Source organism: Flavobacterium sp. 38-13, from assembly GCF_001899155.1.
Lineage (GTDB): Bacteria > Bacteroidota > Bacteroidia > Flavobacteriales > Flavobacteriaceae > Flavobacterium > Flavobacterium lindanitolerans.
This window is the reverse complement of record NZ_MKVG01000007.1, coordinates 253,019-274,593: the sequence shown is the minus strand read 5'-3', so window position 1 is coordinate 274,593 and position 21,575 is coordinate 253,019. Positions and strand designations below refer to the sequence as shown.

Sequence of the window (21,575 nt, the reverse complement as noted above, 5' to 3'; positions counted from 1 at the left end):
AAAAAAAAATCTTTTGATATATTACAGAGTTAGGATGCCACAGATTAAAGGATTAAAATGATTCAATGTCCAAAATCTACGTAAATCTGTGCAATCAGTGGCTAAAAAAACTTTTGATATTATTACAGAGAGGAGAGTTAGAATGCCACAGATTAAAGGATTAGAATGATTCAATTTCCAAAATCTACGTAAATCTGTGTAATCAGTGGCTAAAAACTTTTGATATTATAGAGTTAGAATGCCACAGATTAAAAGATTAAAATGATTCAATGTCTAAAAATCTGTGTAAATTGGTTTAATCTGAGGCAAAAATCTATCGCCTCAACATAAGTGAAATTAACATTTCGTGATGATGCTTTTGCTTTCCGAAGCCTTATTTTTGTTCTAAACAATTTTTAAAATGAAAAAAATCAATTTCTTTCTTCTTGTTTTTTTATTTGTTATGAATGCTAAAGCCCAGGATAAAATTTATAATCTGATTGTAGGAACCTACACGAATTCCTGTGAAAGTAAAGGAATATATGTTTATGATTTTAGCCCGGATACGGGTGATTTTTCTTTAAAAAAGACACAGAAAACAGACAATCCGAGTTATCTCACGGTTTCGGAAGATGCCAAATATGTCTACAGCGTTAATGAAAATGGGGCAAACAGTAAAATAAGTTCTTTCCGTTTTGATTCAAAAAGCGGCCAATTGCAACTGCTGAATTCTCTGGATTCCAAAGGTGCCGACCCGTGTTATACTATTAATGATGACAAAAATGTAATTGTAGCGAATTATTCAGGAGGAAGTATCGCTGTTTTTGAAAAGAAGGCAGATGGAAGTCTGAAAGAAGCCAAACAGGTTATACAACATACCGGAAAAGGAATCAATACAAGCCGACAGGAAAGTGCCCATGTTCATATGGTATATTTTTCACCGGATAAAAAATATATTTTGGCAAATGATTTAGGAACGGATATGATTTACGTTTACAAATACAATAAGAATGCTCCGGAAAAAATATTGGAATTAAAAGATAAAATAGCTGTAAAACCAGGAAGCGGTCCTCGTCATCTTACGTTTAGTAAAGATGGGAAGTTTGTCTACTTGCTTCAGGAACTGGATGGAACACTTACTGTTTTTAAATACAAAAACGGTTCTTTAAAACAGCTTCAGGAAATTACTGTTGTAGCTAAAGATTTTAAAGGAGAAAATAGTGCGGCAGACATTCATATTTCGCCCGACGGACATTTTTTATATGCCACAAACAGGGGAGATGCCAACACCATCAACGTCTTTGCTATTAATAAAAAAGGAACGTTGGATTTAGTCAATCAGGTAAGCACTAAGGGAAAAGGTCCGAGGAATTTTGCCATTGACCCAAGCGGTAAATTTTTATTGGTCGCACACCAATATACAAACGATGTTGTGATATTCAGGATAGATAAAACTACAGGAAAGCTTTCCGATACCGGAAAAAGAATTGAGCTTTGTTCTCCCGTTTGTTTGGTTTTTACCAAATTCTAAATTCTATTTGCCTTTATCTTTTCTCTTTTTGTCTCGGTTTCTTTCCACAGCACGGTTTCTTGGCTTTGTCTTTCTTGGTTTAGTTTTGCCGGGACCGCCCAGATTGACTTTTTTGTTCTTGTCTGATTTTTCATGAAAAGCACTGCCTCCTTCTTTTTTGACTTTTTTCAAAAGCTTAATCGGTTGTTTTACTTTTTCTGATTCGATAAGAACAGTTGAAATTTCAACTCCTTCCGGAATTGGAAGCATATCTACTTCCATGTCCATCAGCATTTCACACTCAATAAAAGCATCTTCTTCCTTTGGTCCTACAAAACTGATAGCGGTTCCTTCTTTATCGGCACGACCGGTTCTTCCAATTCTATGGATGTATTGTTCCGGGATTTCTGCAACATCAAAATTCAATACATGGGTAATATCAGAAATGTCCAAACCTCTGGCCATAACGTCTGTGGTGATGATTCCCCTCAAATCTCCTTTTTGGAAATCCTGCATAGTAGTAAGACGATAATTCTGAGATTTATTGGAATGAATCACACCAAACTGCTCACCAAAATCCTCTTCAATACGGTCGTAAATCATGTCAACAAAACGCTTGTTATTCACGAAAATTAAGATTCGTGACATGGACTCGTCAGTTGACAAAAGATGTTTCAACAGGTTAATTTTTGTGTTGAAATTCGGAACGGCATATTTGACCTGCTTGATTTTTTCCAATGGTGTTCCGGATGGGGCCAGCGAAACTTCTTCCGGAAAATCAAAATAATCTTCCAATACAGCATCAACTTCATCTGTCATTGTAGCAGAGAAAAGGATATTTTGGCGTTTTGGACGCATCATTGCCAAAATGGAAGTTAGCTGTACGCGGAAACCAAGATTCAGCATTTCATCAAATTCATCAATCACCAGTTTCTGGGTTTCATCAAAACGCAAGACATTGTCTAAAGCCAAATCCATAACACGACCCGGTGTACCAACCAAAACATCTATTCCCTGATAAACAGAAGTTTTTTGGGTGTTGATATTGACACCTCCGTAAATGCCCAAAGTTCTGACGGACATGTATTTGGTTAGCTTTTCAACTTCTTCTACAACCTGTACTACCAATTCTCTGGTAGGAACCAGAATTACAATTTTTGGTGTATGTGTAGGAGTGAACTTATACAGTTTTAACAAAGGCAGGAGGTAGGCAAAAGTTTTTCCTGTTCCTGTCTGGGCAATACCCATCATGTCACGCCCTGATGCAATTACAGAAAATGACCTTTCCTGAATTGGTGTAGGTGAAGTGAATCCTAAATCATCAATTGCTTTTTGTAAGGATTTAGGAAGGTTGAATTGCTCAAAAGTTGACATATTGTATAAATTTTGGGCAAAGGTACGTTAAAATTTGGATTTCTCAGATTGAGATGCTTTTAAGCCTTAACAGAAGGTTATTTAAAACCCTTCAAAGACACCCAAACCAAATAAAGCAAAATCATATTTGACAGGATCGTTCGGGTCCAGTTTACGTAATTGAAGGTCTAATTCTGCCAAAGCCTTGGCATCGTTTTGTTTTCGATGTAAAAGTCCTAGCTTACGCGCTACATTGCCTGAATGTACGTCAAGCGGACAGGAAAGGGCGGAAGGTGAAATGGTTTTCCAGATTCCAAAATCAACGCCTTTTTTGTCCTGACGAACCATCCATCTCAAAAACATGTTGATTCTTTTGGCTGCGGAATTATTCAGTGGGTCAGAAATATGTTTTTGGGTTCGTTGCAGATGCTCTATTTCAAAAAAGATTTTTTTAAATTCATGAATGCTATGCTGCATAGAATCTTCTTTTTGGTTTTTCAAAAAAACCGCTTCCAGTCCACTATGGTTGGCGTAAATATTCTGTAAAGCTTTGATAAAACTGATAAAATCCTGTCCGTTGAAAGTCCTGTGTACAAAATTTTCCAGTCGTTCCAATTGGTAATCCTGATGGGTCATGATAAAATCATAAGGAGAATTCCCCATCAATTCCATCATCTTTTTGGAATTATTGATAATCATTTTCCGATTGCCCCATGCGATAATCGAACTTAAGAATCCGGCAATCTCAATATCTTCCTTTATTGAAAAAGCATGCGGAATCTGAATTGGGTCGCTTTCGATAAAATCCGGATTATTGTATAATTCTACCTTTTCGTCAAGAAAGATTTTTAGTTTAGTATCTGTCATAATTAGTTGGTAGGTTACGGAATCAATCCGTCAGACATTACCAGTTTTCGGTCTGCCATATTGGCCAGTTCTTCGTTGTGGGTAACAATCACGAAGGTTTGTCCAAACTCGTCTCTAAGCTTAAAGAACAATTGGTGTAGATTTTCTGCGGAAACAGTATCTAAATTTCCGGATGGCTCATCAGCGAAGATAACGGCAGGTTTGTTAATAAGCGAACGCGCAACGGCCACACGTTGTTGCTCACCACCGGAAAGTTCTCCCGGCTTATGGTCAATCCTGTGTGACAATCCAAGGTAATCTAAAAGTCTTTTGGCTTCCGCTTCGGTTTCCGATTTTGATTTTCCGGCAATAAAAGCAGGAATGCACACATTTTCCAAAGCCGTAAATTCAGGTAAAAGCTGGTGGAATTGGAATATAAATCCAAGCTTTAGGTTTCTGAAACGGGAAAGTGCCTTGTCATTAAGATGCAGGATGTTTTCTCCGTCGATTTGTAATTCGGTTCCGTTTTCTATATTCGGTTTGTCTAATGTTCCCAGAATTTGAAGTAACGTGGTTTTTCCGGCTCCGGAAGCTCCCACAATTGAGACGATTTCACCTTTTTCAATATGGAGGTCAACGCCTTTTAATACATGGAGCTTGTCGTAATATTTATGTAGGTTTTTTGCCTGAATCATTTTTTCCTATTTCTACAAAGAAACAAAGTTTTTGAAAATTTTCCCATCTTTAGCAGGTTATTCTTAGTGATAAAGTTTAGTTAATGCCATTCCTGAAACTTCAGATAATCGTTATTTTTGAGGAAAACTAAGGACACAATGAAAAAGATGATTGGACTGCTGACTTTGATTACGATTTCATGCCAGTCAAAAGAGAAGGAACAAGAACAATTAATTTCTGAAATTAAGGAACCCATAAAAATGGAAGTAGAAAAAGGATTAGAGATTGCAACCTTTGGAGGTGGATGTTTCTGGTGTACAGAAGCTATATTTTTAGAGTTGGACGGCGTTAAAAAAGTAGAATCGGGCTATACCGGAGGTAAGACCGAAAATCCAACATATGAGGAAGTTTCTACCGGAACAACAGGACATGCGGAAGCAACACAAATTACTTTTGACCCGAATAAGATTAGCTTTGGCGAATTATTGGAAATATTTTTTGCAACCCATGACCCAACAACATTAAACCGTCAGGGAGCAGATATTGGTACCCAATACAGAAGTGAAATTTTTTACCACAATGAGGAACAAAAGAAACTGGCAGAGGACTATATAAAACTTCTGGATAGAGAAAATACATTTGGTAAACCGGTTGTGACTAAAGTTTCTCCTGCGGGTAAATTCTACGTAGCAGAAAACTACCATCAGAATTATTATGCAAGAAATAAGGAGAAGTCCTATTGCAGTTATGTCATTACCCCAAAAGTTGAAAAAGTAAGAAAGCAGTTTGCAGGAAAGCTGAAAAAATAATTGGCATTAGTTTTGCGTTATAATAGCGACTAAACAATTGAAAATGACAGAACAAGTTCAGATTAAAGTCGCTTCAGACAAAAAACAGAAACAGTTACTATTGAGTATACTGTTTGATGTTATAGGAATGACAACCTATGCACTTCCTTTTATTGGAGAGTTTGCAGATATTGCCTGGGCTCCTATTTCAGGATTTATCCTGGCAAGAATGTATAAGGGAACAGTAGGTACGGTTGGAGGTATCATCTCTTTTCTGGAAGAATTATTTCCCTTAACAGATATATTGCCAACATTTACCCTGACATGGATTTATACTTATTATTTCAGCAATGAAAAAAAGTAACGATTTTGTTAGATAATAAAAAAGCCGGAAGTTCAATTCCGGCTTTTCTTTTTTATAGCAGTTGCAACTTAGTTGCTTTCTTCGTTTTTTTCTTTAGGCAATAAAAATCCCAATCTCATGCTTCGAATCATTCGCTTGGCAAAAGGAAAGAAAAATCCCGATTGTCCAAAAATATATCCGAAAACCATTAGCATAAAAGGATAAAGTGGTAACACCAATACCAATAGAATGATATAGTATAGCGACCAATGCGTATTTTCTTTTGTTATTCCGAGAAGTCCCATCAAAAAATAGGAAATACGGGCTGAAAGGGAACCGTTTATGGCAAAAACAATAAAAATTATGACAAGCTGGTAGTTTGATGTAATGCCCCAGCGCTTTTTAAGCTTATTCATACTTAATAAATATAGCGCAAAACTACAACTTTAAATTCGAGGCACAAAACCTCCAAGTTTTATATTATGGGTAAGTTGAAAATAAGTGAGATAGTTATACAGCATATAATTAACTTCATAGCCATAGTTTATATTATTTTGATAGTCAATACTCATATCAAAGCGTCGGTCGCCCTGGTTGAAACGGCTATTCCATTCCATGACCCAAACACGGTTTCGTGTTTCCATGTATTGTTGTGAATAATAATTTCGTGGCCTGGCATAGCTGTAAAACCAGCTGTTGAATCCCGGGTCGATAATGATAACTTCATATTCAAGTTCTTCATTGGCAATTTTTATCGTGTCATTTTGTACCGCCTTATCAGTCTGTTGAAACGTTTTGGTTTTTGTATCTTTTGTTGTGGTACATCCAAAAATCAAAAAGAATAACGCAATGATGTAAATGAGATTTTTCATGTTTGACAGGATTTGTATAAAGTTACTCATTCTTTTCGGAATGCTTTTTCGGCTTCTTATATTTTTAACAAAAAAAAGCCAGACGTCAGTCTGGCCTTAGTATACTATATTGTAATGATTTATCTTCCGAAAAGTTTTCCAAGAAAACCACCGATGCCACCTTTTTTGTTGACAGCAGCCATTGCATCACTCATGTCTATCTTGCCGTCATTGTTTTGGTCTAATCCAAACTGACCTCCATATTTCTGGATGGCATCCATGATAGATGAACCGCCCTGACCGCCACTAAGCGAGTTGACAATGTCTGAAATTTCAAAACTTTTGTCGTTAGGATTTTTTGCTTTTCCAATCAGAGACCCTAAAACTTTTGGAATTAGTCCGCCGGCAACACCCGAAGCAGCATCACTGCTAAGGCCGAATTTTTCTCCCAGATTTCCGGAAAGCTGCTCTGTTAGTTGTTTCACAACAGGATTTGATGCTGAACCGGCATTATCGCCTTGAAACAATTGACCAATCTGGTCTGCGCCACCATCAGAAATAATTTTCTGAAGTCCTGAAAAAATAGAGGTGCTGGCTTCGTCCATAACACCTTCGTTCAATTCATTTGGTACGGAATTATTGTTTACTACAGCGTCGTTTCCGTACTGTCTTACTAAATCGGATAATTGTTCTAGCATCTTCTGTAAGTTTAAAGTTTAAACAAATCTATACAAAAAAGCCTAATATTTAACAAGAATGATAAATTATATGTCTGATTTTAATAAACTGATGATTTGTTCTGCCAGTTCAATTCCAATTCGGTCCTGTGCTTCCAATGTTGCTGCACCAATATGCGGTGTTAGTGATATTTTAGGGTGCATGAGAACCTGTACGGCTGGTGTAGGTTCTTCTTCAAAAACATCCAGTCCGGCAAATAAAACCTTTCCGTTATCTAAGGCTTCAATAAGGTCAACTTCGTTAATTATACCGCCACGCGAAGCGTTTATAATTCCCACACCATCTTTCATCTGCTCAAATTCTTCTTTCCCGATTACATATCCGTCTTGTGCAGGAACGTGCAATGAGATAAAGTCGGAATGCCTTAAAATATCTTCCATTGGTTCAGTCACGATGTCAACATTAATAAACTGACCATTATAAAAATCCACCTTAATTTCTGCATTGCCTACAAACTTATCGGAAGCGATGACACGCATGCCCAATCCGAGTCCGATTTTGGCAACTGCTTTTCCGATTTTTCCAAAACCGATTATTCCAAGTGTTTTTCCTTTTAATTCAATTCCATTGGCATACGCTTTCTTTAGTCCTTCAAAATTAGAATCACCTTCAAGCGGCATATTGCGGTTGGCATCATGCAGGAATCGTACGCCCGAAAAAAGGTGGGCAAAAACCAGTTCTGCCACAGATTCTGATGAAGAAGCCGGAGTGTTGATAACATGTATTCCTTTTTCGCGGGCATAATCCACATCGATATTATCCATACCTACTCCGCCTCTGCCTATTACTTTCAGCGTAGGGCAGTTGTCAATAATGTCTTGTCTTACTTTAGTTGCACTTCGTACTAAAAGCACCGAAATAGCATTTTTATTGATATAATTGGCGACCTGTTCCTGTGCTACCTTGGTCGTTATGACTTCAAATCCGCCTTTTTCCAAAGCGATGATGCCGCTTTTTGAAATTCCGTCGTTGGCTAATACTTTCATGTTTCTTAATTGTGTTTTATGTTTTGGTGAATCAGGCATTTGTCTTTTCAAATTCCTTCATTACATCTACCAGTACCTGTACGCTCTCCAAAGGCAAAGCATTATACATGGAAGCCCTGTAACCGCCTACGGAACGATGTCCGGTCAGACCAGATATTCCGGCTTCTTTCCAATACCGGTCGAATGCCTGTGCCTGGGTTTCGTCCTTTAGTAAGAAAGTCGCATTCATGTTGGAACGGTCTTCTGTAACGGCTGTTCCGGTGAATAATGGATTTCGGTCTATTTCTGCATATAATAACTGGGCTTTGGCCTCGTTGATTTTTTCAATGGCGGGAATTCCACCTTGTCGTTTTAGCCATTGCAATGTCAGTAGGGAAGTATAGACTGCAAAAACTGCAGGTGTATTGTACATACTTTCTTTTTCAATGTGCTGCTGATAGTTTAATATATTCGGTATGTTTCGTCCTGTTTTACCCAAAATAGCTTCTTTGACCACTACGAGCGTAACTCCTGCTGGTCCCATGTTTTTTTGAGCTCCGGCATAAATGAGGTCAAATTTTGAGAAATCGAGTTGGCGTGAAAAAATATCCGAACTCATATCGCAGACTACCGGAATTTTTGTTTCCGGAAATTCTTTCATCTGTGTTCCGTAAATCGTATTGTTGGAGGTGCAGTGAAAATAATCAGCATCTGCAGGAATAGCATAATGTTTAGGAATATGATTGTATTTATCTTCTTTTGAGGAAGCAACCACAATGGTTTCTCCAAATGCTTTGGCTTCCTTTATGGCTCCTGCTGCCCAGGTTCCGGTATCTAAATAAGAAGCTTTCCCGCCGTCTCTTAATAAATTGTAAGGAACCCGTAAAAATTCCATACTGGCGCCGCCTTGTAAAAATAAAGCCTGATAACCTTTTCCCTGCAAGCCCAGAAGTTCCAAAACCAGGGCTCTGGCTTCTTCCATTACGGCTACAAAATCTTTACTCCTGTGTGAAATTTCCAGAATGGATAAGCCCGAATCATTGAAGTTCAAAATAGCCTGTGCTGATTTTTCAAATACTTCTTGCGGCAGGATGCAAGGACCTGCACTGTAGTTATGCTTTTTCATGCTGTGTTTTTAAGAAAGTGTTGTTGTGAGTTTGAAAAGCAAATTTCAGGAATTAAGATTAAAGATTTCTTAGCCTTTTCATGATAATTTCGTAAGGTTATTAACGAAAACGATATAGTAAAACTATTTTTATGAGCTATTTTGACTAAATTGATGAAAGAAATGCAATAGTGTCTACATTGTCGGCATAGTCCCAAAGTTCCGGTTTCTGTGTTTTGCCAAACGGAATGCTGTTTTCAATTATTCCTTTGGAAACAATACATTGGATTTGCTCATTGTCTGTTGTAAGACGTTTTTTAAGTTCCTCTGTATTTTCATAGAATTCATAAAATACACTTGAAATAGGAGAGGAATAGCTCGTGTCTTCCTTAATAGTAAGGAATCCGTTATCGAGCAGTTTGAAATTACTCATCAGGAAGACTGCCTTATTGTAGTCGTAATTATTGGCATATTTTTCATAATGGATGACATCCTGATACTCAAAAATTCCTTCAAAAAAGGCTTCGAATTTATAATCTTTTGGGACAAAAAGTTTGGAAACGTTTCTGCAACCCAATCCGAAATATCGGAAGATGTCTTCACCCAGTTGAATAAAGTCTTCTTTGGATTCCGTGCCGTCCAATACCGCAACAGAATTTCTGTTCTTTCTGATTATGGAAGGTTTGTCCTTAAAATAATATTCAAAATAACGGGCCGTATTATTACTTCCTGTTGCAATGACAGCATCAAAATTTTCTAATTTTCCTTCAGTAAATGTAATGTATTCTCCCATTTTAGGCTCGACAGCCATAATGTATTTTGCTAAAAACGGCAACAGATGCTGGTCATTTGAAGAGGTTTTGACCAATACTTTATGACCGGAAATTAAAACACTCAAAAAGTCATGAAATCCCACCAATGGGATATTTCCAGCCAAAACCAATCCAACTGTTTTTCCGCCAACGTTTTCCAGATTGTATTTGGAAAGCCATTGGTCCAGATTTTCTTTTGTCAAGGCTTCAGCCCAGGAGCGTATGGCAAAGTATACCTGTTCCGGGGTATACCAACCGTTATGGGATTGAGACAACTCAATCAAATCCAAAAAATCATTGAAAAACAAATCGTTATGTAAAACGTTTTCTTTTTTAATACTTTCATTTTCAGAAAATTGACTTAAGAATTTTCCTAACTCTGCGAAAATATTTTTTTTGTGCTCTAAAGTCATATTGATTTGCTTATGAATTGTTTTGGATGTAATTTTGCACAAAAATAAACCTTTTCTAGGCAGCAGGCAAGCCTTACGCATATTGCCTATAGCTTATAGCAAAAAATGAAAAAATGGCAATCATAATAACAGACGAATGCATCAATTGTGGTGCTTGCGAACCAGAATGCCCAAATACTGCCATCTATGAAGGTGCAGATGATTGGAGATATAAAGACGGAACGAAACTTAATGGAAAAATAGTGCTTCCAAATGGAGAGGAAGTGGATGCGGATGCGCCGCATACGCCTCTTTCGGATGATATCTATTATATTGTTCCGGGTAAATGTACAGAATGTAAAGGATTCCACGAAGAGCCGCAATGCGCTGCCGTTTGTCCGGTTGACTGTTGCGTTCCGGACGACAACCATGTAGAAAGTGAAGAGACTTTGCTTAACAGGCAGGCCTTTTTACATGGGGAGTAATCTTACTTATTAAAAGAAAATAAAAAAACCTGAATTAAACAATTCAGGTTTTTTTATGTGTGTCAATAAAATTTTATTTCGGAGAACGTACATAGGTCTCTATAGAAACCTTATCGGATTTGTCATCATAAGTTTCTACAACCAAATTTCCGTTGGTGTCAAAATAACCTATTGAAGTCTGGTTTTTACCTCTGTAGATATAACTGTTTGTAGTTGTAGCTCTCAAAAGTCCCAGTCTTTTATTGTCCTGTGTGGTAATCACGTAACCAGCCGGGTCTAATCGTAACTGATAGGTTTTACCATTTGAAGTATAATAAGAGGAACGGTCAATATCTACTGTTCGGGTACTTCCGTCAGGATTGATTACCTGAGTTTTTGAAATTACTTCAACAGGTGTTTCCTTCAAGTCTTTGTTTAATGCTTTGGAATCCGCATTTTGGAACTCGATATTCTGAACTTCTTTAACTTCCTGGGTTTTCAGGTATGTTTTCTCGCCATCAGAATCCTTAACAGTAGTTACCGTGGTTTTGGAAACATCTGTGACATTTTTATTCTGGGCCTGTAGGCTTAATGCCGCCAACAATGTAATGCTGCTTAACAAAATAGTTTTCATAATGAGTTGATTTAGAGTGATATTAACAAATTTAAGGATTTTATGTTAAATTGGTTTTTAAAAAATCATAAAGAATTGCTAAATGTTATTTTTTAATAGAAATAGTTTAATTTTTTAAGAAATAAAAATAGAAAGGCGTTGAGGATTAATTTCAAATCCAAAAGCGTATATTTGCACCCTTAAAATTATCAATATCATACTTATACCATAATGAAAGCAGGAATTGTAGGGTTGCCAAATGTTGGAAAATCAACATTATTCAATTGTTTATCAAATGCAAAAGCGCAAAGCGCAAATTTCCCGTTCTGTACTATCGAGCCGAACATTGGAGTCGTAAACGTACCGGACCCGAGGATTAATAAGTTGGAAGAATTGGTGAAACCGGAGCGCGTTCAGATGGCTACTGTAGATATTGTAGATATTGCAGGATTGGTAAAAGGAGCAAGTAAAGGTGAAGGTTTGGGGAATCAGTTCCTTGGAAATATCCGCGAGTGTAACGCGATCATTCACGTATTGCGTTGTTTTGATAATGATAATATAGTGCATGTGGATGGCAATGTTAATCCAATCCGTGACAAAGAAACTATCGATATCGAATTGCAGCTGAAAGACCTTGAAACTGTTGAAAAACGTTTGGAGAAAGTAAACCGTGCTGCCAAAACAGGAAACAAGGAAGCGCAGGTTGAACAGGCATTGCTTAACCGAATCCGTGAAGCTTTATTACAGGCAAAATCAGCCAGAACCATAACGCCGCAAAGTAATGATGAGGAAGCCCTTTTGGAATCGTTCCAATTGATTACCGCTAAACCGGTTTTGTATGTATGTAATGTGGATGAAGCTTCTGCAGTTAACGGAAATAAGTATGTAGACCAGGTTAGAGAATTGGTGAAAGACGAAGATGCAGAGGTTATTGTGCTTTCTGTTGGGGCTGAGGCCGATATTACAGAATTGGAAAGTTATGAAGAACGTCAGGTGTTTCTTGAAGACATGGGCTTGACAGAACCGGGGTCGTCTGTACTGATTCGTGCGGCTTATAAGTTGTTGAAGCAACAGACTTATTTTACCGCCGGTGTAAAAGAAGTACGTGCCTGGACAATCAATATTGGAGCAACAGCGCCACAGGCAGCCGGAGTAATCCATACTGATTTTGAAAAAGGATTTATCCGTGCGGAAGTAATTGCTTATGATGATTTCGTAACCTACGGTTCTGAATCTAAAGTAAAAGAAGCCGGAAAACTGCGTGTGGAAGGTAAAGAATATATAGTAAAAGATGGGGATGTGATGCACTTCAGATTTAATGTATAATTTCAAAGTATAAACAATTAAAAGCGGCTTCTTGGCCGCTTTTTTTATGAAGATATGTCATGTTAAAAATCCTATAAACTGACCGGTGAATTTCTTAAAATCAGCTATATTTGAGTAAACCGAAACCAAAACGCACTATGAAAGCGAAAGGATTATTCTCAAAAACCTGGTACTTACTCAAAAATACGATATCAGAGTTTAATGATGACAATGCAATCAAATTAAGCGCATCACTCTCTTATTATACCATTTTTGCAATACCTCCATTAATGATTATCATCATTACGCTTTGTGGTTTTTTCTTTGGAAAAGATGCGGTTACCGGAGAGCTGTACGGACAGATTAACAGGCTTGTAGGTAATGATGCGGCAATCCAGATACAAAATGCCATTAAAAATGTGGAGCTTTCAGACAGTAATGCATTTGCGGCCATTTTTGGAGGGGTAATGCTTTTGATAGGAGCTTCCGGGGTTTTTGCCGAAATCCAGAGTTCTATCAACTTCATATGGGGACTCAAGGCAAAACCCAACAAAGGACTTAAAAAGTTTATCCAAAACCGATTGATGTCATTTTCGATGATTGTTTCTGTCGGATTCTTGCTATTGGTCAGTTTGTTGGTCAATTCGGTTATGGACCTTTTAAGTGCAAAACTCCGGTCATATTTTCAGGAAGGAACCATTTACATCTTTTATGTGCTGAATCTACTGCTGGTATTTGCCATTATTACGTTGCTGTTTACCATTATTTTCAGGACGCTGCCGGATGGAAAAATCAGGTGGAAAGACGCTTTCATAGGTTCGTCTTTTACAGCCGTGCTTTTTATGGTTGGTAAATTTGCAATCGGGCTCTATTTGGGGAATTCTACTGTTGCCAGTGTTTATGGGGCAGCCGGTTCAATAATAATAATTTTGGTATGGGTATATTATTCCGCAATAATTCTTTATTTTGGTGCTGAATTCACTAAGGTGTATGCAAAAGCCTACGGAGGCAGTATTAGCCCTAATGAATATTCGGTAGAAATCCAGAAAGAGATTTTTGAAATAACAGACGCGGAAACCAATACAAAAACCAGGATATGAAAATAATTGCCTTTGGCGGGAGTAATAGCTCCAAATCGATTAATAAAATGTTGGCTACTTATGCTTCCGGGCTTTTTGAAGATGCGGAAGTAGAAATTTTAGACCTTAATGATTTTGAAATGCCGCTTTTTTCGGTTGATAGGGAAAAAGAGGTAGGACAGCACGAAACTGCAAAAAAGTTTTTGGCTAAGCTGGCTTCGGCAGATATTCTGGTCGTTTCTCTGGCTGAAAATAATGGCATCTATTCTACCGCCTTCAAAAATATTTATGATTGGAGTTCCCGAATTGACAATGAGGTATTCCAGCAAAAACCAATGCTGTTAATGGCAACTTCACCGGGCGGAAGAGGAGGTAAGGGCGTATTGGATTTTGCAAGCAGCAATCTGCCAAGACATGGGGCAAATATTAAAGCCCTGTTTTCACTTCCGAGCTTTTATACCAATTTTGATGTGGAAAATAAAAAGATTTCAAATGCCGAATTGGATAATGAGCTAAAAGAAATTGTAACCAATTTTGAGGCTTGAAAAAGATGAAGAAGATTTTCAGGATTTTACTGAAGATAATTTTAGGAATACTCGGATTTTTTATTGTTTACATTCTGTTAGCTCTTGCTATTCCTTACATTGGTGTCAATACCGAAGATAAGGACAAGCAGGAAGACGTCGCCATTTATATTAAAACCAATGGTGTACATACCGATATTGTGGTTCCAATCAAAACGGAATATAAAGACTGGAGTGAAAAAATAAAATACGAACATATTGCTTCAAAAGATTCTACCATGCAGTTTATTGGTTTTTGCTGGGGTGATAAAGGGTTTTATTTAAACACACCGGAATGGTCTGACCTGAAATTTAGCACGGCATTTAATGCAGCTTTCTATTTGGGAACTTCCGCCATGCATGCTACTTTTTTCAAACAGATGAAAGAAAACGAAAGCTGTGTCAGGATTGCTATCAGCAAGGAGGAATATGCTAAGCTGATTGCTTATATTGAAGATAGCTTTCAATATGATTCTCAGGGAAATCCAATCCTGATTCATGCCACGACTTACGGGCAGAATGACAGCTTCTATGAGGCCAATCGAAAATACAGCCTGTTTTACACCTGTAATACCTGGGCAAACAATGCTTTAAAGGCAGCCGACCAAAAAGCGGCATTATGGACGCCATCCGATAAAGGTATTTTTTGCCATTACAAATAGCTGCTGATTTCTAGCTGATTTTGTCAATTATTCTATTGATAACTTTGCTTTCCAGGACTTTCATTTTTCTTGCGGATACTGTATATTAGCACAAAATCCATAATTTTCAAATGTCAGAACAAAATCAGTATACCGAAGACAATATCCGTTCTCTCGACTGGAAGGAGCATATCCGAATGCGTCCGGGGATGTATATCGGGAAATTGGGCGACGGTTCTTCACCAGACGATGGTATTTATATCCTATTGAAAGAAGTTTTGGACAACTGTATCGATGAATTCGTTATGGGTGCCGGAAAAACGATAGAGGTGTCAATCAAAGAGAAGACCGTTACCGTAAGAGATTATGGGCGTGGAATTCCGCTGGGAAAAGTAGTGGATGTAGTGTCCAAAATGAACACGGGAGGAAAGTACGATTCTCTTGCCTTTAAAAAATCAGTCGGTCTGAATGGTGTCGGTACCAAGGCAGTCAATGCCCTCTCGACGTATTTCAGGGTAGAATCCGTTCGTGAAGAAAAACAGAAAGCGGCAGAATTCTCTGCAGGTAATCTGGTGCTTGAAGAAGATATTATTGAAACAACCAAGCGTAAAGGAACCAAAGTAACCTTTACTCCGGATGAGGCCATTTTCAAAAACTACAAGTTCAGAAACGAATATGTATTGAAAATGCTGAAAAATTATTGTTACCTGAACACCGGACTGACAATAATTTACAATGGTGAAAAATTTTATTCTGATAACGGACTTAAAGACCTGTTAGAAGAAAATATTGCCGAGGAAGATATGGTCTATCCAATCATCCATCTTTCCGGCGATGATATAGAAATTGCCCTGACACACAGTAAGTCGCAGTACTCAGAAGAATATCATTCTTTCGTGAACGGGCAGAATACAACACAGGGAGGAACGCATTTGGTTGCTTTCCGTGAGGCGGTCGTAAAAACAATCCGCGAATTTTACAACAAAGGTTTTGAACCTTCGGATATCCGAAAATCCATTGTCAGTGCAATCAGCGTGAAAGTAATGGAGCCGGTGTTTGAATCGCAGACAAAGACAAAACTGGGTTCTACGGAAATGGGACCGGATTTGCCTTCGGTTCGTACGTTTATCAATGATTTTATCAAAAATAAACTGGATAACTTTCTGCATAAAAACCCGGAAACAGCCGATTTGCTTTTGCGTAAGATTCTGCAGGCGGAAAGAGAACGAAAAGAACTTTCAGGAATTCGTAAATTGGCGAAAGACCGTGCCAAAAAAGCCAGTCTTCACAATAAAAAATTACGGGATTGCCGTGTACACTTAACGGATTCTAAAAACCCAAGAAGTTTAGAAAGCACGCTTTTTATCACGGAGGGAGATTCGGCTTCGGGATCTATCACCAAGTCGCGTGATGTGAATACACAGGCCGTATTCAGCTTGCGTGGTAAACCTTTGAATTCGTATGGCATGAGCAAAAAGATTGTGTATGAAAACGAGGAATTCAACCTGCTGCAGGCCGCTTTGAATATTGAAGAAGACATGGGTGACCTGCGTTACAACAATATTGTAATTGCAACCGATGCCGATGTCGATGGAATGCACATCCGTTTACTGCTGATTACGTTCTTCCTGCAATTTTTCCCGGAGTTAATCAAGGAAGGACATTTGTATATCCTGCAAACGCCGCTTTTCAGGGTAAGAAACAGAAAAGAAACCATTTACTGTTATTCAGAAGAAGAACGGGTTAATGCTATTGAAAAGCTAAAACCTAAGCCGGAAATCACACGATTTAAAGGTTTGGGAGAAATCTCTCCTGATGAGTTCAAGCATTTTATTGGTGATGATATCCGACTGGACCCGGTCATGTTAGACAAGCTGACTTCCATTGAACAGCTTTTGTCTTTCTATATGGGTAAAAACACGCCGGATAGGCAGGAATTTATCATCAATAATCTGAAAGTAGAACTGGATGTTGTTGAGAAATAAGATTAGAATCAAATAATTATAGGACCGCTTAATAAATGGACGAAGAAGAGAATTTAGAGCCGATTGAAGGTCAACCTGAGGGTTCAGGGTCGCATTTTTACGATAATCAGGAAGAAAACAATCCGGAGGATACCATTACCAAGGTAACCGGAATGTATAAGGATTGGTTCTTGGATTATGCTTCCTATGTAATCCTAGAACGTGCCGTTCCTGCCATAGAAGATGGTTTTAAGCCTGTACAACGCAGGATTATGCACTCGATGAAAGAACTGGACGATGGACGTTACAATAAAGTAGCGAACATTGTTGGGCACACCATGCAGTATCACCCGCACGGTGATGCCAGTATTGGTGATGCGATGGTGCAGATAGGGCAGAAGGACCTACTTATTGACATGCAGGGAAACTGGGGTAACATCCTGACAGGCGACGGTGCCGCCGCTTCCCGTTATATCGAAGCAAGAATCAGCAAATTCGGGCACGATGTTCTCTATTCTCCAAAAATTACCTCATGGCAGGCTTCGTATGATGGGAGAAGGAATGAGCCTATAAACCTTCCTGTAAAATTTCCACTGTTATTAGCTCAGGGGGCAGAAGGTATTGCCGTAGGACTTTCTACCAAAGTACTGCCGCATAACTTTAATGAACTGATAGATAGTTCTATAAAAATATTAAAAGGGAAACCTTTTACATTATATCCTGATTTTCCAACGGCGGGTATTGCCGACGTTTCCAATTATAACGATGGAATGCGTGGCGGACGTGTGCGCGTTCGTGCTAAAATTTCCCAGCTTGATAAGCAAACGTTGGTCATAACGCAGATTCCTTTCACGACCAACACTTCAACCTTGATTGAAAGTATCCTGAAAGCCAATGAAAAAGGGAAAATCAAGATTAAAAAAATTGAAGATAATACCGCTGCTGAAGTTGAAATTATCATTCATCTTTATCCGGGTGTTTCACCAGATAAGACCATTGATGCCTTGTTTGCTTTTACAGCCTGTGAGACTTCTGTTGCACCGCTTGGTTGTGTGATACAGGACCATAAGCCTTTATTTATTGGCGTATCAGACATGCTTAAGATTTCTACCCAGAGAACGGTAGACCTGCTCAAGCGTGAACTGGAAATCCAGTTGGATGAACTGGAAGAACAATGGCATTTCCTTTCTCTGGAGCGTATTTTTATCGAGAAAAGAATTTACCGTCTTATTGAAGAAGAAGAAACGTGGGAAGGCGTTATCAAGGCAATTGATGAAGGACTGAAACCTTATGTTCAGCATTTAAAACGTGCCGTTACGGAAGAAGATATTGTTAGGCTGACCGAAATCCGAATCAAGAGAATTTCCAAGTTTGATATTGACAAGGCGCAAGAGAAAATTGAGGCTTTGGAAGGTGATATTGAACAGGTAAAACACGATTTGGACCACATTATTGATTTCACAATAGCATTCTTTACGAAACTGAAAGAAAAATACGGAAAAGGGAAGGAACGTCAAACCGAACTCCGAATTTTTGATGATATTGAAGCTACAAAAGTGGTATTGAGAAATACCAAGCTTTATGTAAACCGGGAAGAAGGCTTTATTGGAACCGGATTGAAAAAAGACGAATATGTTACAGATTGTTCTGATATTGATGATGTGATTGTCTTTCTTCGAAACGGGACCATGATGGTTTCCAAAGTCGACGATAAAAAGTTCGTAGGCAAAGACATCATACACGTAGCTATTTTTGATAAGAACGATAAACGTACAATTTATAACATGATTTATCGTGATGGAAAATCAGGCCCGTCCTATATCAAACGTTTCAATGTTTCAGGAATTACCAGAGACAAGGCTTATGACCTGACACAGGAAAAGCCGGGTTCACAGGTATTGTACTTTTCGCATAACCCGAATGGGGAAGCGGAAGTTATTACCGTATTGCTCCGACAGGTTGGAAGTGTCAAAAAATTGAAATTTGATATTGATTTTGCGGCAATGGCCATCAAGGGAAGAGCTTCAAAAGGAAATCTGGTGACCAAATATCCAATCAAGAAAATAGAATTAAAGGAAAAAGGAATTTCAACCTTAAAACCAAGAAGAATCTGGTTTGATGATACAGTCCAGAAATTAAATGTAGATGGCAGGGGAGAACTATTAGGCGAATTCAGGCCAAATGACAGGCTCTTGATTATCAATCAGTCCGGAAGGCTGAAAACGATTATTCCGGAATTGACCACGCATTTTGATGAAGATATGGTAGTCCTTGAAAAATGGCTGCCTAAAAAACCTATTTCTGCTATCTATTATGACGGAGAAAAAGAACGCTATTTCGTAAAACGATTCCTCGTCGAAAATGAAAACAAAGAAGAAATTTTTATTACGGAACATCCAAAATCGCAACTGGAAATCGTAGCGACAGATTACCGTCCGGTAGCCGAAATCGTGTTTGCAAAAGTAAAAGGCGTACAGAAAGAAAACCAGACGGTTGATTTGGAGAGTTTTATTGCTGTAAAGGGAATAAAAGCCTTAGGAAACCAATTGACAACAGATAAGCTAAAACAGGTCAACCTTTTGGAACCGTTACCTTATGAAGAACCGGAAGAAGAAATTCCTGAAGAAATAGAAGTTTCCGGCTCCACAGAAATTTCAGATGACGTACAGCTTGATGATGACGGACAGATTACATTAAGTCTGGATTAAATAAAAAAACGGAATGCATTGCATTCCGTTTCTTTTTAGTTGTATCTCTTGTCTGTCAGTGTTTTCATGAACGCAACCAGCGCTTTTTTTTCAGCAGCGGTCAGATTCAGCTTGTCGGTTGGAAGAGTTTGGTTTTCTACGCTAAGGCCTAATCCTGTTCCTCCGCCTAAATCATAAAATTCAACCACTTCTTCCAAAGTAGCATATGCCCCGTTATGCATATAAGGTGCGGTTACGGCCACATTGCGAAGTGTTGGGGTTTTGAAGGCTCCTTTGAGTTGTGGTAGCTGATTGAAAATATAACGGCCTTCATCCTTGCTCAGGCGTTTGCCGGAAGCATCTTCAGGCGTACCTACAACTTCATGTTCTGTTTTGGCAAAATTAGGAGGTACTGTTCCGTTAAACAATGGCGTAAAATGGCAAGTCGCACATTTCGCTTTTCCCATAAACAGGTTCATCCCCTGAATTTCTTCGGCGTTGATGCTGTTTTTATTGCCACGCATATAAGAATCAAATCGTGAATCGAAAGAATTGAGCGAACGAACATAACTGGAGATTGCATTTTGAATCTGCCAGGCTTCCGTCTTATCCGATTTAGGATATGCTTTCTGAAAAAGTTGGATGTATTCCCTGTCAGAAGAAACTTTAGAATGGATTGCGGCAAGCGAGCCGTGCATTTCGTCTTCATTTTGAATAACATCGACACTTTGTTTTTCTAAATCGAGCTGTCGCATATCCCAAAATTGCGCATTTTGGAAGGAGGCATAGGTTAGGGTAGGCGTATTGCGGTTGAGGTTTTTCCCTTTTAAAGAAACATTGGTTTTCAAACCGTCTGTAAATGCTTTTTCAGGATTATGGCAGGAAGCACAGCTTCTGTTGCCGTCTTTGGACAGACTTTTATCATAAAACAGCTTTTCTCCTAAAATCGCTTTTTCATCAGAATATCGGTATTCATTAGAAGCTACAAAACCGTTCACATCAAAAGCATTTTCATCAAACAGAGTCGATGCAGTTGCCTTTAACGGTCGGTTGCGTTCTACGGCCGGTATCTTTTCTTCTTTTTGGAAGAGATTTAGTTTTTGTGACAACGGATTCAGATATTCTGTAATAAATACAACCCTGTTGAATGTATTAAAATTCGGATTTGAATCACAATATTCTTTTGCTTTTGCAGCTATTTGTTTTACATCGTCCAAAATCTTACTGTTAGCCTGGATAATTAATAGCAGTTCCGGAATTACGGACAAGCTTTGTCGGGCTTCCGGAATGGAAGAATTGAGTATAGGGCTGTCAAAGCCGGTAATTCCCAAAGTCAGGATTCTGTGGACATTTTGCTGTAAAGCATCTAAAACATAATCATCACTGATTGTAATGGCTCCAAAAGTTGTCTCAACTTGTTTTGTATTGGAAAGCAAAATATCCAGTTCGCGGATTATTTCTTTTTTATTTTTGGAATCGTATTCAGGATAGATATGTTCTTCAATGACCTGGAAACCGTTAGGAACGAAAAACTTATTCTCTTCCAGTTCCATTTCATCCAATGCCGGTCCATTCATGAATCGGGCTGTTTCCGGAACAAAATATTCAACTGCCCACTCGATTCTTTTGTATTGCAATCGGGTTTTTTTGAATTGCTCCAAAACTTCTTTTTGAGAACCATCTGCAGCAATTTTTTCCTGCAACAAAATGATTTCGTTTTTCAATTTTGTGAGGTCTATTAAAAGTTCCTGTTTTATGTTTTTTTCAAATGCTCTGTCCTGACAGCCAGAAAAAAAGAAAGTAAGCAGGGTAAGGGAAAATATAAAATACTTTAATTTCATTTTGTGTAGTTAAAAAGCAACAACCCTTATGTTAGGATAAGGGTTGTTTTATAGTGTTGTT

At 38.3% G+C, this 21,575-nt stretch carries 21 protein-coding genes; 10 read left to right on the top strand and 11 right to left on the bottom strand.

Features of this window, described 5'->3' with window-relative positions; all coding sequences use genetic code 11:
• Positions 1–400 precede the first annotated feature (400 nt).
• Complete coding sequence (locus BGO88_RS04145) at positions 401–1,510, top strand: lactonase family protein (protein ID WP_286706050.1); 1,110 nt, start codon at positions 401–403, stop codon at positions 1,508–1,510.
• Positions 1,511–1,513: 3 nt separating this feature from the next.
• Here BGO88_RS04145 and BGO88_RS04140 read toward each other — a convergent pair whose 3' ends face one another.
• The 3 genes from BGO88_RS04140 to BGO88_RS04130 all read right to left on the bottom strand — a co-directional run bounded on the left by BGO88_RS04140 (position 1,514) and on the right by BGO88_RS04130 (position 4,383).
• Positions 1,514–2,863: a DEAD/DEAH box helicase gene (locus BGO88_RS04140; RefSeq protein ID WP_101471794.1), complete on the bottom strand. Its 1,350-nt coding sequence runs from the start codon at positions 2,861–2,863 to the stop codon at positions 1,514–1,516.
• 81 nt (positions 2,864–2,944) lie between these two features.
• Positions 2,945–3,709: a TIGR02757 family protein gene (locus BGO88_RS04135; protein WP_286706049.1), complete on the bottom strand. Its 765-nt coding sequence runs from the start codon at positions 3,707–3,709 to the stop codon at positions 2,945–2,947.
• A 14-nt stretch (positions 3,710–3,723) separates the two neighbouring features.
• Positions 3,724–4,383 carry an ABC transporter ATP-binding protein gene (locus BGO88_RS04130; RefSeq protein ID WP_056070687.1) on the bottom strand — a complete coding sequence of 220 codons (660 nt, stop codon included), beginning with the start codon at positions 4,381–4,383 and terminating at the stop codon, positions 3,724–3,726.
• Positions 4,384–4,521: 138 nt separating this feature from the next.
• Here BGO88_RS04130 and msrA point away from each other — a divergent pair, with 138 nt between their 5' ends.
• Together msrA and BGO88_RS04120 are read left to right on the top strand one after the other, a co-directional pair.
• On the top strand, positions 4,522–5,172 hold the full coding sequence (msrA, locus tag BGO88_RS04125; protein ID WP_056070690.1) for a peptide-methionine (S)-S-oxide reductase MsrA: 651 nt from the start codon (positions 4,522–4,524) through the stop codon (positions 5,170–5,172).
• Between the two features lie 43 nt (positions 5,173–5,215).
• Complete coding sequence (locus BGO88_RS04120) at positions 5,216–5,515, top strand: hypothetical protein (RefSeq protein WP_056070693.1); 300 nt, start codon at positions 5,216–5,218, stop codon at positions 5,513–5,515.
• A 68-nt stretch (positions 5,516–5,583) separates the two neighbouring features.
• Here BGO88_RS04120 and BGO88_RS04115 read toward each other — a convergent pair whose 3' ends face one another.
• The 6 genes from BGO88_RS04115 to BGO88_RS04090 all read right to left on the bottom strand — a co-directional run bounded on the left by BGO88_RS04115 (position 5,584) and on the right by BGO88_RS04090 (position 10,378).
• Positions 5,584–5,910 (bottom strand): DUF6787 family protein, encoded by a 327-nt coding sequence (locus BGO88_RS04115; RefSeq protein ID WP_101471797.1) that lies wholly within the window; start codon positions 5,908–5,910, stop codon positions 5,584–5,586.
• A 30-nt stretch (positions 5,911–5,940) separates the two neighbouring features.
• The gene (locus BGO88_RS04110; protein ID WP_056070699.1) at positions 5,941–6,366 is read right to left on the bottom strand and encodes a DUF6146 family protein; all 426 of its coding nucleotides are present in this window, start codon (positions 6,364–6,366) and stop codon (positions 5,941–5,943) included.
• A gap of 119 nt (positions 6,367–6,485) precedes the next feature.
• The gene (locus BGO88_RS04105; protein WP_101471798.1) at positions 6,486–7,043 is read right to left on the bottom strand and encodes a hypothetical protein; all 558 of its coding nucleotides are present in this window, start codon (positions 7,041–7,043) and stop codon (positions 6,486–6,488) included.
• Positions 7,044–7,109: 66 nt separating this feature from the next.
• Complete coding sequence (locus BGO88_RS04100; RefSeq protein ID WP_056070703.1) at positions 7,110–8,069, bottom strand: D-2-hydroxyacid dehydrogenase; 960 nt, start codon at positions 8,067–8,069, stop codon at positions 7,110–7,112.
• 31 nt (positions 8,070–8,100) lie between these two features.
• Positions 8,101–9,174 (bottom strand): 3-phosphoserine/phosphohydroxythreonine transaminase, encoded by a 1,074-nt coding sequence (serC, locus tag BGO88_RS04095; protein WP_056070708.1) that lies wholly within the window; start codon positions 9,172–9,174, stop codon positions 8,101–8,103.
• A gap of 145 nt (positions 9,175–9,319) precedes the next feature.
• Positions 9,320–10,378 carry an acyl-CoA reductase gene (locus tag BGO88_RS04090; RefSeq protein ID WP_286706048.1) on the bottom strand — a complete coding sequence of 353 codons (1,059 nt, stop codon included), beginning with the start codon at positions 10,376–10,378 and terminating at the stop codon, positions 9,320–9,322.
• Between the two features lie 113 nt (positions 10,379–10,491).
• Here BGO88_RS04090 and BGO88_RS04085 point away from each other — a divergent pair, with 113 nt between their 5' ends.
• On the top strand, positions 10,492–10,842 hold the full coding sequence (locus BGO88_RS04085) for a 4Fe-4S dicluster domain-containing protein (protein ID WP_056070711.1): 351 nt from the start codon (positions 10,492–10,494) through the stop codon (positions 10,840–10,842).
• Between the two features lie 73 nt (positions 10,843–10,915).
• Here the strand turns inward: BGO88_RS04085 and BGO88_RS04080 are convergent, their stop codons facing one another.
• Positions 10,916–11,455, bottom strand: coding sequence for a hypothetical protein (locus BGO88_RS04080; RefSeq protein WP_101471800.1), 540 nt, complete (start codon positions 11,453–11,455; stop codon positions 10,916–10,918).
• A gap of 210 nt (positions 11,456–11,665) precedes the next feature.
• Here BGO88_RS04080 and ychF point away from each other — a divergent pair, with 210 nt between their 5' ends.
• The 6 genes from ychF to BGO88_RS04050 all read left to right on the top strand — a co-directional run bounded on the left by ychF (position 11,666) and on the right by BGO88_RS04050 (position 19,694).
• Positions 11,666–12,760, top strand: a complete 1,095-nt coding sequence (gene ychF, locus BGO88_RS04075) for a redox-regulated ATPase YchF (RefSeq protein WP_286706047.1) — start codon at positions 11,666–11,668, stop codon at positions 12,758–12,760.
• Positions 12,761–12,897: 137 nt separating this feature from the next.
• Positions 12,898–13,839 (top strand): YihY/virulence factor BrkB family protein, encoded by a 942-nt coding sequence (locus BGO88_RS04070; RefSeq protein WP_273238669.1) that lies wholly within the window; start codon positions 12,898–12,900, stop codon positions 13,837–13,839.
• Entirely contained in the window at positions 13,836–14,363 is a 528-nt protein-coding gene (locus BGO88_RS04065; RefSeq protein WP_056070719.1) for an NADPH-dependent FMN reductase, read from the top strand. The genes BGO88_RS04070 and BGO88_RS04065 overlap by 4 nt, the downstream gene beginning before the upstream one ends.
• Before the next feature lie 5 nt (positions 14,364–14,368).
• Entirely contained in the window at positions 14,369–15,043 is a 675-nt protein-coding gene (locus BGO88_RS04060; RefSeq protein ID WP_286706046.1) for a TIGR02117 family protein, read from the top strand.
• Positions 15,044–15,153: 110 nt separating this feature from the next.
• On the top strand, positions 15,154–17,007 hold the full coding sequence (locus BGO88_RS04055; RefSeq protein WP_056070728.1) for a DNA topoisomerase IV subunit B: 1,854 nt from the start codon (positions 15,154–15,156) through the stop codon (positions 17,005–17,007).
• A gap of 35 nt (positions 17,008–17,042) precedes the next feature.
• Entirely contained in the window at positions 17,043–19,694 is a 2,652-nt protein-coding gene (locus BGO88_RS04050) for a DNA gyrase/topoisomerase IV subunit A (RefSeq protein ID WP_286706045.1), read from the top strand.
• 35 nt (positions 19,695–19,729) lie between these two features.
• Here BGO88_RS04050 and BGO88_RS04045 read toward each other — a convergent pair whose 3' ends face one another.
• Positions 19,730–21,514 (bottom strand): cytochrome-c peroxidase, encoded by a 1,785-nt coding sequence (locus BGO88_RS04045; protein ID WP_286706044.1) that lies wholly within the window; start codon positions 21,512–21,514, stop codon positions 19,730–19,732.
• Between the last annotated feature and the right edge of the window lie 61 nt (positions 21,515–21,575).